The organism is Mesorhizobium sp. L2C066B000 (assembly GCF_000502335.1).
In the GTDB taxonomy this organism is placed as follows: domain Bacteria; phylum Pseudomonadota; class Alphaproteobacteria; order Rhizobiales; family Rhizobiaceae; genus Mesorhizobium.
The window spans coordinates 1-15,329 of sequence record NZ_AYWZ01000027.1; the positions used below are offsets into that span (position 1 = coordinate 1).

13 protein-coding genes are annotated in these 15,329 nt (G+C 63.8%); 5 read left to right on the forward strand and 8 right to left on the reverse strand.

Annotated features, from left to right (window positions below):
• Positions 1 to 461: 461 nt before the first annotated feature.
• The 6 genes from X733_RS137510 to X733_RS137490 all read right to left on the reverse strand — a co-directional run bounded on the left by X733_RS137510 (position 462) and on the right by X733_RS137490 (position 9,006).
• Positions 462 to 878, reverse strand: coding sequence for a DOPA 4,5-dioxygenase family protein (locus X733_RS137510; RefSeq protein ID WP_023742762.1), 417 nt, complete (start codon positions 876 to 878; stop codon positions 462 to 464).
• Between the two features lie 350 nt (positions 879 to 1,228).
• Positions 1,229 to 1,387, reverse strand: coding sequence for a DUF3309 family protein (locus tag X733_RS1000000169075; RefSeq protein WP_023707271.1), 159 nt, complete (start codon positions 1,385 to 1,387; stop codon positions 1,229 to 1,231).
• A gap of 96 nt (positions 1,388 to 1,483) precedes the next feature.
• Positions 1,484 to 4,648 carry an efflux RND transporter permease subunit gene (locus tag X733_RS137505; RefSeq protein WP_023820293.1) on the reverse strand — a complete coding sequence of 1,055 codons (3,165 nt, stop codon included), beginning with the start codon at positions 4,646 to 4,648 and terminating at the stop codon, positions 1,484 to 1,486.
• Between the two features lie 65 nt (positions 4,649 to 4,713).
• On the reverse strand, positions 4,714 to 5,892 hold the full coding sequence (locus tag X733_RS137500) for an efflux RND transporter periplasmic adaptor subunit (protein WP_031194242.1): 1,179 nt from the start codon (positions 5,890 to 5,892) through the stop codon (positions 4,714 to 4,716).
• Positions 5,893 to 6,401: 509 nt separating this feature from the next.
• The gene (locus X733_RS137495; protein WP_023820295.1) at positions 6,402 to 7,532 is read right to left on the reverse strand and encodes a patatin-like phospholipase family protein; all 1,131 of its coding nucleotides are present in this window, start codon (positions 7,530 to 7,532) and stop codon (positions 6,402 to 6,404) included.
• Positions 7,533 to 7,917: 385 nt separating this feature from the next.
• Positions 7,918 to 9,006: a citrate synthase/methylcitrate synthase gene (locus tag X733_RS137490; RefSeq protein WP_023820297.1), complete on the reverse strand. Its 1,089-nt coding sequence runs from the start codon at positions 9,004 to 9,006 to the stop codon at positions 7,918 to 7,920.
• A 93-nt stretch (positions 9,007 to 9,099) separates the two neighbouring features.
• On the opposite strand from X733_RS137490, the gene X733_RS137485 reads away from it, so the two are divergent.
• Positions 9,100 to 10,239 (forward strand): citrate synthase, encoded by a 1,140-nt coding sequence (locus X733_RS137485; RefSeq protein ID WP_023820298.1) that lies wholly within the window; start codon positions 9,100 to 9,102, stop codon positions 10,237 to 10,239.
• On the opposite strand, the gene ftrA is transcribed toward X733_RS137485, so the two are convergent.
• On the reverse strand, positions 10,236 to 11,249 hold the full coding sequence (ftrA, locus tag X733_RS137480) for a transcriptional regulator FtrA (RefSeq protein ID WP_023698452.1): 1,014 nt from the start codon (positions 11,247 to 11,249) through the stop codon (positions 10,236 to 10,238). The two genes, X733_RS137485 and ftrA, sit on opposite strands and share 4 nt — an antisense overlap.
• 68 nt (positions 11,250 to 11,317) lie before the next feature.
• On the opposite strand from ftrA, the gene X733_RS137475 reads away from it, so the two are divergent.
• Both X733_RS137475 and X733_RS137470 read left to right on the forward strand, forming a co-directional pair.
• Entirely contained in the window at positions 11,318 to 11,737 is a 420-nt protein-coding gene (locus X733_RS137475; RefSeq protein ID WP_023702797.1) for a rhodanese-like domain-containing protein, read from the forward strand.
• Positions 11,738 to 11,787: 50 nt separating this feature from the next.
• A complete protein-coding gene (locus X733_RS137470) occupies positions 11,788 to 12,243 on the forward strand; it encodes a GNAT family N-acetyltransferase (RefSeq protein ID WP_031194243.1) in 456 nt (151 codons plus the stop codon).
• Between the two features lie 45 nt (positions 12,244 to 12,288).
• On the opposite strand, the gene phaR is transcribed toward X733_RS137470, so the two are convergent.
• Entirely contained in the window at positions 12,289 to 12,903 is a 615-nt protein-coding gene (phaR, locus tag X733_RS137465; protein WP_023731809.1) for a polyhydroxyalkanoate synthesis repressor PhaR, read from the reverse strand.
• 302 nt (positions 12,904 to 13,205) lie between these two features.
• Here phaR and X733_RS137460 point away from each other — a divergent pair, with 302 nt between their 5' ends.
• Entirely contained in the window at positions 13,206 to 14,390 is a 1,185-nt protein-coding gene (locus X733_RS137460; protein WP_023820299.1) for an acetyl-CoA C-acetyltransferase, read from the forward strand.
• A gap of 129 nt (positions 14,391 to 14,519) precedes the next feature.
• Positions 14,520 to 15,245 (forward strand): acetoacetyl-CoA reductase, encoded by a 726-nt coding sequence (phbB, locus tag X733_RS137455; protein ID WP_023698448.1) that lies wholly within the window; start codon positions 14,520 to 14,522, stop codon positions 15,243 to 15,245.
• Positions 15,246 to 15,329: the final 84 nt, after the last annotated feature.

The window sequence follows — 15,329 nt, forward strand, 5'->3', positions numbered from 1 at the left end:
TGACACTGTTCATGTGCACGTCCTCCGTAGCTTTCCAACTTCGACGAACCTGCGATGTTCCGTAAGTGAGAGCATTTATCTCAGCCGAAACGAAGAGGTTCGTCAGGCACGCACCCAGTCACCAGTGAGTTGCCCTGTCCCTCGTGCGGAGCGCCAGTTGTTCCGTACGAACGGGTGCGCCCGACCCTGCGGGAACGAGTGCCGGCTGCCTCCTCTATTGCAATCTTTGCCTATTCGGCGACCCCGCCTCGGCGTACCGGCGACCAAGGAGAACTCTCCCTTGCCATCAATTGACGGTCCATCGCTCCAACGGCCCCGCGCTGGTTCGGCACCTTCGACGAACTAATGATGAAGGCATAGGATACGGCTTGAGGCGTAAAGCGGCCGGTCATGCATGCCTGAACTGGGCTATTGGTGAACGCGTCTCCAAGGGCCAAGTCTCTACTTTGCAGAACGCCTCCCTACGCCCCCAGCGTCGGCTCCGTGTTCACCTCCAGCGCCTCTTCCGCTTCATCCTCGTCACCCAGCACCTCGCCATGAACCCCCAGCGGCCGCCCGATCCAGATCGGATCGACCAGATGGTCGCGCTTTGGGTTGGTGGTGTTGGGGTGGATGAGGATGCTGAGGCCGCTGTGGTTCAGCATCAGCCAGGGGACCAGCGTGGCGAAGATCTCGGTGGCGAAGGAGACCTGGTACATGGCCTGTTCGTGCGGGCCGACCGGCTCGTCGCGCCAGTTGCCCAGGCGCACGCGGAAGCGTTCGCCGATGCGCAGGCGCAGCCATTCGGCGTGCTGCCGCTCGGCTTGCCCGTCATAGTAGATGTGGGCGTGATAGCTGGCGATCTCGGCGAGAGGCCTTGGCGGGCTGGCGGTGTTCACCTTGATAGCTCCCTCGGTGATTGTGGTGCGGGCAGCGTATACGCAAGCGGGCGGGGTGGCCAAGGGGGGCACAGCGTGTGCTCGTCATCTCGATTTCGGGCCAATCGCATATGGAGCTCCCCCACTCCGTCTCGGCATCGCCCAGCCACCTCTACCCCCACATTCGTGGGGGAGAGGAAATGCTAATCGCCAAGGTCGCTGCCTTGAAAAGCTTGGCATTTTCTCTCCCCCATGGACATGTGGGAGAGGTGGCCGCGAAGCGGACGGAGTGTGGGCGGGCGCCGCCGTATGCCTATTGCCAGCACTTCATCGGGCGAGGACCCGCTGATCGCAGAGGTCTCTTGCCCCGATCAAACCCTGCCCATCAGCACCAGGATCAGCAGCACCACCAGCACAGCGCCGACTATTCCGGACGGCCCATAACCCCAGGAGCGTGAGTGCGGCCAGGCCGGTACGGCGCCGATCAGGATCAGGATCAAAACGATGATGAGGATGGTGCTGACGGTCATTAAGAGTCCCTCGCCTTGCTGGTCGGATATGAGGGGACAATGCAAAAGGCCGCCCGGTTGTTCCGGACGGCCTTTTGTCCGACTGGTTGAATGCAGCTATTCCGCGGCTTTCGGGAAGGCGATTGCCGGTTCATCGAGCGGGCTCGGCCCCACAGGCGCATCGGGCTTCTTGTCGCGGCCGAACAGCCGGCGGAAGAACGCGTAGAAGCGGCTGTTCTTGCTGCGCGTGAAGATCATCAGCATGGACGGCGTCACCACCAGCGTCAGCAGCGTGGCGAAGGACAGGCCGAAGACGATGGCCGAGGACAGCGAAATCCACCATTGCGTCGACGGCGCGTTGATCGTCGTCTCGTGATGGAAGATTTCCAGCCCGAGACCAAAGGCGATCGGCAGCACGCCGAGGATGGCCGATACCGCCGTCAGCACCACCGGGCGGGCGCGCTCGCGGCAGGTCTGCAGCACCGCCTCCATCTTGTCCCAGCCCTCTTCGCGCAGCCGGTCATAGGTGTCGATGAGCACGATGTTGTTGTTCACCACCACGCCGGCCAGCGCGATGACGCCGATGCCCGACATGACGATGCCGAAGGCCTCGCCGGTCAGGAGCAGCCCCAGGAACACACCGATCGTCGCCATGACCACGCAGGACAGCACCAGAAGCACGCTGGTGAACTTGTTGAACTGCATCAAGAGCACCAGGAAGATCAGGAAGATCGCCGCGCCGAAGGCCTTGCCGAGGAAGGCGCTGGCTTCGGCGCTGTCCTCGTTCGACCCCGCCAGCTTCCAGCGTATGCCGTTGTCGAGCTTCATGTCGGTGACCGCCTTGGTCACCTCCGCCTGCACCGCCGCAACCTGGTTACCGGCGGCGACGTTGGCCTGGACGACCACTGTGCGGGCGCCATCGATGCGGTTGAGGATGCCGACGGTCGGCTCCGGCTTGCGCACGACGAAGTTGGAGATCGGCACCGAGCCTTGCGCAGTCTGCACCCGGAGCTCGTCGAGCGTCGACAGCGTGCGGCGGTCTTCAGGCAGCCGCAGCCTGATGTCGACGGCATCGTCGGCGCCGGCAGGCCTGTACTCGGACAGCTTCAACCCGTTGGTCACCAGTTGCACCACCGTGCCGACGGCGGTCGGGCTGATACCGTATTGCGCCGCCTTGGCGCGGTCGACCTCGAGCGCCCAGTCGACGCCGGGCGGCGGCAGGCCGTCGGAAACGTCGATGACACCGGGCACCTTGGCAATGCGCGCCGCAACCGCGCGGGCCTGGTCGTCGAGCCCTTTGGGGTCGATGGCCGAAAGCCGCAGCTGCACCGCCTTGCCCGTGGGAGGACCGGCCTCCGGCACGCGCACTTCGACATCGACGCCGGGAATGCCGGCCATGACGGTGCGCAGCTCATCCAGGATGTTGTTCGCCGATTTGCGCTCGCGCCAGTCGATGAACTCATACTGGATGACGCCGACGACGTCCTCCGGCACGTCCTGTCCGCCGCCCTGCGTCTTGCCGACGCGGGTATAGACCGATTTGACGCCGGGCCAGCCAAGCAGCCGGTTTTCGGCGATCCTGGTCGCCGTGTCCATTTCGGCCAGCGAGAGATTGCCGCGGGCATGCACATAGAGCAGGCCGTAATCGGGCTCGACGCTGGGGAAGAACTCGACGCCGGCGCCATATTTCGAATAGGCGAAGCCGACGCCGGTGAGCAGCACGGCGGTGAGCACCAGCACGGTGATGGGGAAGCGCACCGCCTGTTTGACCAGCGCCATGTACCAGCCGTCGCGATTGTGTTCCTCGTGATGCTCCGGCGCCTTGGCGAAAAGCGCGCCCAGCGTCGGCGCGAACACCAGCGCATAAAGCATCGAGGCCGACAGCGTGACGATCAGCGTGATCGGCATGTATTTCATGAAGTCGCCGATGATGCCGGGCCAGAACAGCAGCGGCGAAAACGCCGCGATGCGGGTCATGGTCGCGGCGATGACCGGACCGGCCATGCGCTTGGCGGCCAGCGTGAAGGCTTCCGCCTTCGGCATGCCTTCGCCCATGCGCCGTTCGGCAAATTCGGTGACGATGATGGCGTCGTCGACCAGCATGCCGACCGCCAGGATAAGGCTGAACAGCACGATCATGTTGATCGTGTAGCCCATCATCGCAAGCAGCAGGATGCCGATCAGGAAGGATGACGGAATGGCAAGCCCGATCAGCAGCGAGGCGCGGCCCGACAGCGCATAGAGGATGACGATGAACACCAGGATGACGGCGATCATCACGTGGTTCTGCAGGTCGCCCAGCAGCTGGTTGACGAAGACGGACTTGTCCTGCGTGTAGGTGATGTTCATGCCTTCCGGCATCGTCTTGACGTAGGCGTCGGACACTTCCCGCACCTTGGCCAGCGTGTCGATCAGGTTGGCGCCGATGCGCTTCTTGACTTCGATGGCGATGGCCGGCTTGCCGTTGAGGCGAGTGATGGTCTCGGCGTCGGCGAAGGTCGAACGCACCGTGGCGATGTCCTTCGCCTGCACGACGGCATTGGGGCCGGCGACCACCGGCAAGGACGCGACATCCTCGGGTGTCTCGATCAGCGACGGCACCTTGACCGCGTATTTGCCTTCCGAACCCTCGATATTGCCGGCGGCGACCAGGCTGTTGGAAGCGCCGACCGCGCCGATCAACTGGTCGAGCTGCAGGCCGTAGGAGGACAGCTTCATCGGGTCGATGACGACCTCGACGAGATCGTCGCGCGCGCCTTGTATGGTGCCCTCAAGAACGCCCGGGACTTCCTCGATGCGGTCGCGCAGTTCGCGCGCCGCCGCCGTAAGCACACGCTCGGGCACATCGCCGGACAGCGTGACGACCAGGACGGGAAACTCGGAAATGTTGACCTCGGTAACAACCGGTTCTTCTGCCGCTTGGGGAAGGTCAGCCTTCGCGTCCTGAACCTTCGAGCGTGTATCAGTCACCGCGGTGTCGACTTTTATAGACGGCAGAAACTCGAGGAAGACAAAGGCACCGCCCTGATAGGCGGATGATTTCATCTCCTTTAACCCCTTGAGACTCTTAAGCTTTGCCTCCAGAGGCCTAAGCAGAAGTCTTTCAGCGTCTTCGGGCGCGATGCCTTGATAGGCAACATTTATATAAACATAAGGGGTAGGAACGTCGGGTTCCGCTTCCTTCGGTGTCGACTGATAGGCGACCCAGCCCGCCAGCAGCAGGAAGACCAGCACCGCAATGGTCAGCCGGGCATTGTTGATCGCGAGTTTGACGATATCCATGGCCTGTTCTCAAGATTTCAGGAGCCGCATGGCGGCCGGTTGTCCCCGCCCGGGGCCACCCGGCGCTACTGCGTTGTCGCTTCGCCCAACAGTTTCTGGATGGTCGCCTGGTCGGCCTCGACCGGCTTGACGACGTCCCCTTCCTTGACGAGCTCCTGGCCGGCGACGATGACGCGGGCATCGGCGGGAATGCCGCCAAGCACCAGGCCCTTCGGCGAGTCATCGACCAGGTCGATCGGGAAGAACACCACCTTGTTGTCCTTGTCGACGGCGCGGATGCCGAGGTCTCCCTTGTCGCCCAGCGTCACCACGGAGCGCGGCAACATGACGGCGTCGGTCGGGTGCGCGCTGAGCGCAATCTCTGCCGTCATGCCGGCCGGCACCGAGCCGTCGGCATTGGGGACGGCGATCTCGACGCGGAAGGTGCGCGTCGCCGACGAGGCGTCGCGGCTGATGTAGCGCACGGTGCCTTCGACGGTCTGGCCGCTGACCAGCCGCACAGCAGCCTTGTCGCCGAGCTTGAGATAGCCGAGGTCGCGTTCGCTGACTTCACCGCGCGCAATCACCGGATCGAGCTTGAGGATGGTTGCCACCTCGCCGCCCTGCATGACGGAACTGCCGAGCTCCACCGGCACCCGGTCGATGACGCCGTCGAAGGGCGCCTTGACCAGATTGCGGTCGAGTTCGGCCTGCGCCGTTTCCAGCTGCGACTGCGCAGCGGTCAGGTTCGAACGCGCCGTGTCGAGCTGCAGCTTGGGCAGATTGCCGGTCTTCATGAGCCGAAGCGACGCTTCGAGTTCAGCCTGGCGCTGCACGACGAGCTGCTTGGCATTGTCGACCATCGAGATCTTTTCTTCCGCCGCAAGCATCAGCACCAGATCGCCGGTCTTGACGTGATCGCCCTGCTTGACCGGCAGCTTTTCGATGACGCCGGCGACACGCGTCGCCAGCACGGCGCGCTTGTCGGCCTCGGTCAGCCCGGAAATGCGGATGGCGCGGGCATAGGTCTTGCGCGGCGGCGTCACCACCGCGACGGTGCGCAGCGGCGCCTTCGGTTCGGCCTCGGCGGTCTTGGTTGCATCCGGTGCCTTGGCCTGATCGCCCGGCTTGGCCTGATCGCCTGCCTTGCCAGCACCTTCGACAGCGGCGCTGCCGACGGACGAGAACGCGCCTGTTCCCATCCAGCCGGCGAAGCCGATGAGCACGACAATAGCGGCAAGCTTGTGAAACCTGATCTTCGGCATCATTGTTTTTCCACTGCGGGGTTCGGCCAAGTCGTTATCCAACAGGGCGTCCGTCGTCTAACAGCTACCGTGTCTTCCAACTCGGGCGCGTCGCCGATATGGGTGCGCGCCAGGCCGTGTTCAATTTGCCGTGAACGGCGAAGCCGCGCTTCTACATCAAAGTTGCATCGCAATACAGTCGAAAAGTTGCAGGAACATTGTGCCAGGCGATGTAGTGTGGCCAACGGGAAACGGTTTTGTCAGCGCCCCGTCAGGCGACAGAACCACAGTCTCGGAACCATACGGGTGTTGGAGGCGCTTTGTTTTCAAGGCGTTTTGAGCACTGACATTCTCCTGTGCCTTGACGCTCAAATGTGGGCGCGACCTGCGTAGCCACTCAGTGAATGGCAGCAGGCGTCAGTATGATTTTGTATACCGTCACACGCAACGGTTGTTCCGGGACGGAAAGTCATCGGCGCTACTCCGATTTTCGATCACTTCGCTGATCGTCTTGATCGATCCGGGCGGACTCAGGCCCGCCGGCGTTCCGCGTCCGGCTTTTTGCGGGCGGCGAGAAATTCCTTCACCCGCCGTCCCGGTGCCGGCCCGTGCACCGGTTTGAAGCCGTCATCGAGTTCGCCGGAAAGATCGAGCGTCGGCCGCTTGCCGACGGCGTCGTAATTCTCCTCCAGCCAGTCGCTCGCCGCTATGCGGCCAAGGTCGCGCAAATAGGTCAAAAAAGCCCATTCGGCGTTGACCTTGGATGACGCCGACAGATCCTTGAACGCCTCGTCGGCATCGATGCGGTGCATGCGGATGTCGCGGTATTCGCCAGGCGGCAGCCGGCCGGCGGCGATCAGTTCCTTGACGAAGGCGATCGAGCGGAATTCGTTCAGCAGCCCGGCATTGAAGGTGATCTCGTCGATGCGGTTCTGGATCTCGTTGGCGCTTCTCGGCGTGCCTTCGCGCACCACCGGATTGATCTGCACCAAAAGCACATCCTCGGTCGCCGCCGTCTTGAAGAACGGAAACAGCGCCGGATTGCCGCCATAGCCGCCATCCCAATAGGGCACGCCCTTGATCTCGACGGCGCGGAACAATTGCGGCAGGCAGGCCGAGGCCATCACCGTGTCGAGGTCGATCTCACCATCGGAAAAGACGCGCAGCTGGCCGGTCTCGACATTGGTCGCCGAAATGAACAGCTCCATCGACTTGCAGGCGTGGACATTTTTGAAATCGATCTCCTGCTCGACCACGTCGCGCAGCGGGTTCAAGCCCAGCGGATTGGCGACATAGGGCGAAAACACTCGCGACATGGTGTCGAAGAAGAAATAGCCGGGCGTGTTCTCGATCGACCAGTTGCCCCAGGCGACGTCCCACGGCATGCGCTGCACCGGGCTGAAGCGGCCCTTGGCCGCCACCGCGCGCCAGAAATCGTCGAGCTTTTGCCGTGCACCCTCGACGCCGGCGCGCACAAACCCATCGGCCAGCGCCACCGCATTCATCGCGCCGGCGCTGGTGCCGGACACGGCTGAAATGTCGAGCCTGCCATCCTCCAGCAGCCGGTCGAGTACGCCCCAGGAGAAAGCCCCGTGCGAGCCGCCTCCCTGCAGCGCAATGTTGATCTTCTTCGTTTCCTCCGCCTTGCCGTTTTTGGTCATGGCGTTCCTGTTCAGTTTGGTCGCTGCTGCCTCATTCCGCCCGGAAATCGGGCGGGTTCGACGGCAGCGGACTTATATTGCAGTGCAGCATATAAGGGATGACCAAGAAAAGAACACGAACACGGTCGCGTGATCACATGAAATTTTGGTCATGGGGAATGGTCCTCCACGCCCAGGTCTTCGCCCTACGAATACCCCCACCCTTGATCCCTCCCCACAAGGGGGAGGGAGACTTGGTAGACGCTGATCTCAGCAAACCACCGACGTTTCGGCGGCGCGCGCCAGCTGCCCTCCCCTTGTGGGGGTCCGAAGGACGGGCGAGATTCGTGGCTCGCCCCGGCAAGCTAGGGTGGGGTCCTCTTCGCAACAATCTGAACTTGGAACCTCAGGCCACGAGGTCCGGCACCGGCCCGACATAGCGCGACTGTGGACGGATCAGCCGCCCCGTCGTCTGCTGTTCGCGCGCATGCGCGATCCAGCCGGCGACACGTCCGGCGGCAAAGACATTGCTGAACGCCTGTGGCGGAAAGCCAGCCGCCTCAAGCACAAGCGCTGTGTAAAACTCGACATTGGTCTGCAGCGAGCGCTGCGGCTTGGCGATCCGCAGCACTTCGAGCGCCGTGTGCTCGACCTGTTCGGCGAAGGCCAGGCGGCGGCCGGCTTCGCCCTCGCTGCCGAGCTGCCGCACGACGGCTTTCAGTACATCGGCGCGCGGATCGCGCACGCGGTAGATACGATGGCCGAAACCCATGATGCGCTCGCCATGCGCGACCTTCTCGCGCAGCCAACCGGCCGCGTCGCCATGCGCCTGGATTGCATCGAGCATCTCGATCACCGGGCCGGGCGCGCCGCCGTGCAGCGGCCCCTTGAGCGCGCCGAGCCCAGCCAGCACCGACGATGTCAGCCCGGCCAGCGTCGATGCGACGACGCGGGTGGCGAAGGTCGAGGCGTTGAGGCCGTGATCGCAGACGGTCACCAGATAGGTGTCGAGTGCCCTTGCCAGTGCCGGCGACGGGACGGATCCCTCGAGCATCCTCAGCATGTCGGCGGCATGATCGGCCTTCGCGTCAGGTGCGATCGGCTGCTCGCCACGCGCCAGGCGCAGCAGAGCCGGCGTCAGCACGGCGGGCGCCGCGATCAGCCGCAAGGCGTCCGTCGGTGTCTCGCCATCCGGCAGCAGCGCCATGCCGGCGCGCATGGCGCCATAGATCTCAATCGGTGCGAGCAGCCGCAGCGAGGGTGCAAGCCGCTCGAACAGCTCGACGCGAGCCTTGCCCAGCCTCGCTGCCAGTTCGGCATCGCCGGGAAGGCCGTCGAAGAAGCCGTCGAGCAACAGGCGAACCACTTGCGCATAGCGCCAGCGTCCCGCCAATTCCGGCAGCGAATGACCGCGGATCGTCAGGCGGCCGCCAAGGCCATCGACATCGGAGAGCACGGTCTCCGCCGCCACCACATCATCGAGCCCGTTCGGCATATCTCATCTCCTTGCAGCTTTTCTGCATGGGAGATAAGGGTTAGGCTGCGCCTCGATCAATCTTGATCAATATAATCAATGCATGGGCTAAAAATGTCCGAATGGCTGTCGCGGGAAGAGGCGCTGGAACGGCTCAAGGTCCGGCCGCAGACGCTCTACGCCTATGTCAGCCGTGGCCGCATCGGCATGCGGCCGGATGAGAGCGACCCGCGCCGCAGCCAGTACCGCGCCGACGACATCGCGGCATTGGCGACCCGCCGGGCGCGGGGCCGCAGTCCCTCGGCCATCGCCGAGAGTGCGATCGCCTGGGGCGAACCCTCGATCGCAACAGCAATTTCAACCGTTCTGCACGGGCGCCTCATCTACCGAGGGCAAGACGCCGTTGCGCTTTCCAAAGCGGCGACGCTGGAGGAAACCGCTGCTGTGCTCTGGGCCTCGCCTGAACCGGTGGCTTTCAAAGCTCCGTCATCTGAAGCGCCTCATCCAGTCGGCCGCGCCTCGGCCTTTGCGCAGCTTGCCATGCTTGCAGGCCACGGGCGGCCTTCGCTAGGACGCAGCGCCGCCTCGCTGTGCACCGAGGCCGCGCGCACAGTCGGAGCGCTGGCGCAGTCGCTGGGCGCTGAAGCCGGCACAGCGCCCGTCCATAAGCGCCTGGCGCAGGGCTGGTCGGTAGATGCGACGGGAGCGGAAGCGATCCGCTGCGCCCTCGTCCTGCTCGCCGATCATGAACTCAACGCATCGACCTTCGCCGCCCGCGTCGCAGCGTCCACAGGGGCCTCGCCTGCCGCATGCCTGTTGGCCGGCCTGGCAACGCTGTCCGGCCCGCGCCACGGCGGCGCCGGCGAAGCGGTGATGCAACTGGCTGAAGATGCAGCAGCCCACGGCGCGGATGCGGCGATCCGGCGCTGGCTCGGCCATGATCGGCCCTTGCCGGCGTTCGGCCATCCGCTCTATCCCGACGGCGATCCCCGTGCCACCGCACTTCTGGCAGTCACCCCTGTCGACGAGACGCTGCAACAGCTGCAAAAAGCCGCCATGGCGGCAGCCGGTGCCCAGCCCAACATCGACTTCGCCCTGGCCGCACTAACGCGCGGCCTTGGCTTGCCGCGCGATGCACCGTTCCAGCTATTCGCGCTTGGACGCAGCGTCGGCTGGGCCGCGCATATGGTCGAACAGATCATTAGCGGCAGCATCATCAGGCCGCGTGGCCGCTATGAGGGACGCGTGACTTAAGCCGACCTGGCCGTGTTCCCGAAACGCGCACGGTACGCGACGGGCGTCGTGGCGAATTGCCGGCGGAAGTGATGCCGCAACGTGCCTGCCGCGCCAAAGCCGGCGGTCTCGGCAATCCGTTCGATCGGCATGGCGGTGTCTTCCAGCAGCGTGCGCGCCCGCGAAAGCCGTTCCGACAGCAGCCAGCGCGCCGGCGTGACGCCGGTTGCGGCCGCAAAGCGGCGCAGAAACGTCCGCTCGCTCATCCCGGCAAGCTCGGCCAAGATGGCGACGGGATAGTCGGCGGAAATATTGGCGCGCATCCTGTCGATCAACGGTCCAAGCCGGCTGCGCTCATGTGGCTCGGGAACGGAGCTCTCGACATACTGCGCCTGGCCGCCGTCGCGATGCGGCGGCACGACCAGACGGCGCGCCACCATGTTTGCAGCCTTGGTGCCGAAGTCGCGCCGAACCAGATGCAGGCAGAGGTCGATGCCCGCGGCACTGCCTGCCGATGTCAGCACATTGCCCTCATCGATGTACAAAACGTCTGGAATCACGGTGATGTCGGGGTACATCTCCGTCAGCTTCTCGCTGTAGCGCCAATGCGTGGTCGCTCTTTTGCCCGCAAGCAGGCCGGCGGCGGCAAGCACGAACACGCCCGAACAGATCGAAAGAATGCGAGAGCCGCGCTCGTGTGCCTTTCGAAGCGCCTCGATCAGCGCCGGCGGCACCGGAGCCTCCGTTCCGCGCCATCCCGGTACGATCACCGTGCCGGCCTGGCCGATCAGATCGATCCCGCCGTCGGCAACAATACGCACGCCGCCCAGCGCGCGCATTTCACCGGTATCAATACCGGCAACTGCAAAACGGTACCAATCCTCACCCATTTCCGGCCGGGGCAAGGCGAAGATCTCAACCGCCACGCCAAACTCGAACGTGCACAGGCCGTCATAGGCAACGGCAACGACAAGAGGGTTGGCAGGGCGCGGATTGGCAGAGGATGGCATGATCTTGACGATATATGGCAAAGCTGCCAGCTGCAATCGCCCTGCTTCCTGTCTCATCTCTCCGTCGCATCAGCAATGGAGATACGAGGATGAGCCACGTGACAGACATTCCGGCGGCATCGCCGGATATCGCCCGCGACCATTTTCTGCGCCGGCTTTCCGTCGAGACCGACTGTTCCGACGTCGCCGCCGCACTGCGTGCCGGGGAGCCGGACTTTGTTCTCCTGCATGTGGTCGGTTCGCCGGAAGCCTATGGACGCCGCCATGTGCCGGGCGCGCTGCATCTGCCCCACCGCGAAATATCGGCCGGGCGGATGGTGCAATGGCCCGAAAGGACGCTGTTCGTCGTCTATTGCGCGGGACCGCATTGCAATGGCGCGGATCAGGCGGCCTTCAAGCTGGCCAGCCTCGGTCGTCCCGTGAAGATCATGATCGGCGGCATAACCGGTTGGCAGGACGAGGACCTTCCTTTCGCTTCAGGCAAGGAGCCCGGTGTCTTGCACGCGTGAGGCCACGCGATATGGTCGGCCTTGAAGACTGAGCAAGCATGCAGAAGGCGATGGTTAGAATTCGTCCATTCGAGCGCCAGGATGTCGGTGCGGTGCTCGCCCTCATGCGGGCGCTAGCCGTCTTCGAGGGTTATGACGACAAGCTTCGCGTCACCGAAGCGAACCTCATCGAGCACGGGCTGGGGCCATCGCCCCGGTTCGGCGTGTTGGTGGCGGAGCGAGAGGGCGTGATCGTCGGCATCGCCGTCCACTACCTCATCCCCTGGACCTACGACCTGAAGCCGGTTGTCTGGCTGAAGGAACTCTACGTCACTGAAGCGACGCGCGGCATGGGGGTCGGCCATGCGCTTGTTGAACAGCTTCGCCAACACGCTTTGAGCATTGGCGCCTCCGCCATCAAATGGACGGTGCTGAAATCCAACTCGCCGGCCAAAGCCTTCTACCGCTCGCTCGACGGCCAGCCCGACGATATCTGGGAACCGTGGCAGCTGAAAATCGACCCGTGACAGCCGCCTCGACCAACTGAGGGCGGTCGACCATGCGGCGGTCGCTTACGACATGGTGTCGAGCTTGCGCTGCATGGCGGCGATCTGTTGCTTCAGTTCCTGAAGGTCGTCGCCGCTCTTTTCCGCGACGTCCTTGCGGGCCGGCTCGGGTGCAGCCGCGGCCGCAGCATTTGTGGCGGCGGTCGGGAAGGGCGTGAACAGGCGCATCGCGTTCTGGAACATTTCCATGTTGCGGCGTGTCTGCTCTTCCAGCGCCTTGATCGGAGTGGCGATCTTCATCACATCCAGCGGCGACTTGCCGATCGCGCCCTTCATCTGCTCGCGGAATCGCTCCTGTTCCTTGGAGAAGGCCATCATCGACTGTTCGAGGAAGCTCGGCACGATCTGCTGCATCTGGTCGCCATAGAAAGCGATCAGCTGACGCAGGAACGGGATCGGCAGCATGTTCTGCCCATCCTTGTTCTCCAGTTCGAAGATGATCTGCGTCAGCACCGGATGGGTAATGTCGTCACCGGTCTTGGCGTCCTGGACGGTGAACTCCTCGCCCTTCTTGACCATCTCGGCCAGATCCTCGAGCGTCACATAGGTGCTGGTGCCGGTGTTGTAGAGCCGGCGATTGGCATATTTCTTGATAATGATAGGGTCGTCTTTCGCGGCCATCAGCATCCTCCCGGGACACCGGCGCGCCTGAGTAAGCCGCCGGTAACGATTGCGCCATTTTTAAGGATATGCGCAAAAGCTCTATAATTCCAAGCGCTTTGTGCAGTGCGGCATCATTAATTGCTGCATGGCGGGCTAATTATGCTGCGCAGCAAAGGTTGGGCGATCGCGCCGGCCGCCCGCGCCCTGCTTGCGGCGCTTGGCCGGCATGCCCATTTCCGGTTTGACTTGGGGTGTGGAACGGGCAAGAAAAGTCCCAACAAGCCCCCAAGAACACGACACCTCGAAGTCTGGAGAGAAAAATGTCCGCTTCCAATTCAATCGTCGTTGCCAGCGCCGCACGCACGGCTGTCGGCTCCTTCAACGGCGCCTTCGCCGCCACCCCGGCGCATGAACTTGGCGCCGTCGTCATCAGGGAACTTTTGGCGCGCGCCGGCGTCGAGCCGGGCGAAGTCGACGAGGTCATTCTCGGCCAGGTGCTGACCGCCGCGCAGGGCCAGAACCCCGCCCGCCAGGCGTCGATCAATGCCGGCCTGCCCAAGGAGACGACCGCCTGGGGCCTCAACCAGGTTTGCGGCTCGGGCCTGCGCGCCATAGCGCTCGGCATGCAGCAGATCGCTGCTGGCGACGCCACGGTGATCATCGCCGGCGGCCAGGAATCGATGTCGCTGTCGCCGCATGCCGAGCACCTGCGCGCCGGCGTCAAGATGGGCGACTACAAGATGATCGACACCATGATCAAGGACGGGTTGTGGGACGCCTTCAACGGCTACCACATGGGCAACACCGCCGAGAACGTCGCCCGCCAGTTCCAGATCACCCGCGACGACCAGGACCAGTTTGCGCTCGCCTCGCAAAACAAGGCCGAGGCAGCGCAGAAGGCCGGCAAGTTCAAGGACGAGATCGTCGCCTTCACGATCAAGGGCAGGAAGGGCGACACTGTCGTCGACCAGGACGAGTACATCCGCCACGGCGCCACCATCGACGCCATGTCCCAGCTGAAGCCGGCTTTCGACAAGGACGGCACCGTGACCGCCGCCAACGCGTCGGGCATCAATGACGGCGCCGCCGGCGCGCTGCTGATGAGCGAGGCTGAAGCCACAAGGCGCGGCATCACCCCGCTGGTGCGCATCGCCTCATGGGCGACGGCCGGCGTCGATCCGGCGATCATGGGCACCGGACCTATTCCCGCCTCGAAGCGGGCGCTCGAGAAGGCCGGCTGGTCGGTCAAGGACCTCGACCTTGTCGAGGCCAATGAAGCCTTCGCCGCGCAGGCCTGCGCCGTCAACAAGGGCATGGGCTGGGATACGTCGATCGTCAACGTCAATGGCGGCGCCATCGCCATCGGCCATCCGATCGGCGCGTCGGGCGCCCGCGTCTTCAACACGCTGGTTTTCGAGATGCGCCGCCGCGGCGCCAAGAAGGGCCTTGCCACGCTGTGCATCGGCGGCGGCATGGGCGTCGCTCTGTGCGTGGAAGCGCTGTGAAAGAGAAGTGAGTAGTGAATAGGGAGTAGTGAATGGGGAAGAAGGAGCAGCGCGGCGGAATATCGATCCCTACTCGCTACTCCCTACTCCCTATTCCCTTCTTCCGACCAAAGGGAGGAAGAACTTTCAATGACCAAAGTAGCGCTCGTCACCGGTGGATCGCGCGGCATCGGCGCCGCCATATCGATCGGCCTGAAGAATGCCGGTTACACCGTTGCAGCCAACTATGCCGGCAATGACGAGGCAGCGGGGAAGTTCAGCGCACAAACCGGCATCAAGGCCTACAAATGGTCGGTCGCCGACTACGACGCCTGTGCCGCCGGAATCAAGCAGGTCGAGGCCGATCTCGGCCCGGTCTCGGTGCTGGTCAACAATGCCGGCATTACCCGCGACGCCATGTTCCACAAGCTGACGCGCGAGCAGTGGAAGGAAGTCATCGACACCAATCTGTCTGGGGTCTTCAACATGACGCATCCGCTGTGGGGCGGCATGCGCGACCGCAAATTCGGCCGCGTCATCACCATTTCCTCCATCAACGGCCAGAAAGGCCAGGCCGGCCAGGTCAACTATTCCGCCGCAAAGGCCGGCGACATCGGCTTCTCGAAGGCGCTGGCGCAGGAGGGCGCGCGCGCGGGCATCACAGTCAATGTCATCTGCCCCGGCTACATCGCCACCGAGATGGTCAAGGCGATCGACGAGAAGGTGCTGAATGAACGCATCATCCCGCAGATTCCGGTCGGCCGCCTCGGCGAACCGGAAGAGATCGCGCGTTGCGTCGTCTTCCTCGCTTCCGAAGACGCCGGCTTCATCACCGGCTCGACCATCACCGCCAATGGCGGCCAGTACTTCGCCTGAACGACAGCAATTTCGCCCGGTAGGACGGGCCGCCTTATGGCCCGTTTTTCATCGCCGGCCGGCGATGTTCCCCGGGCTGCGCGC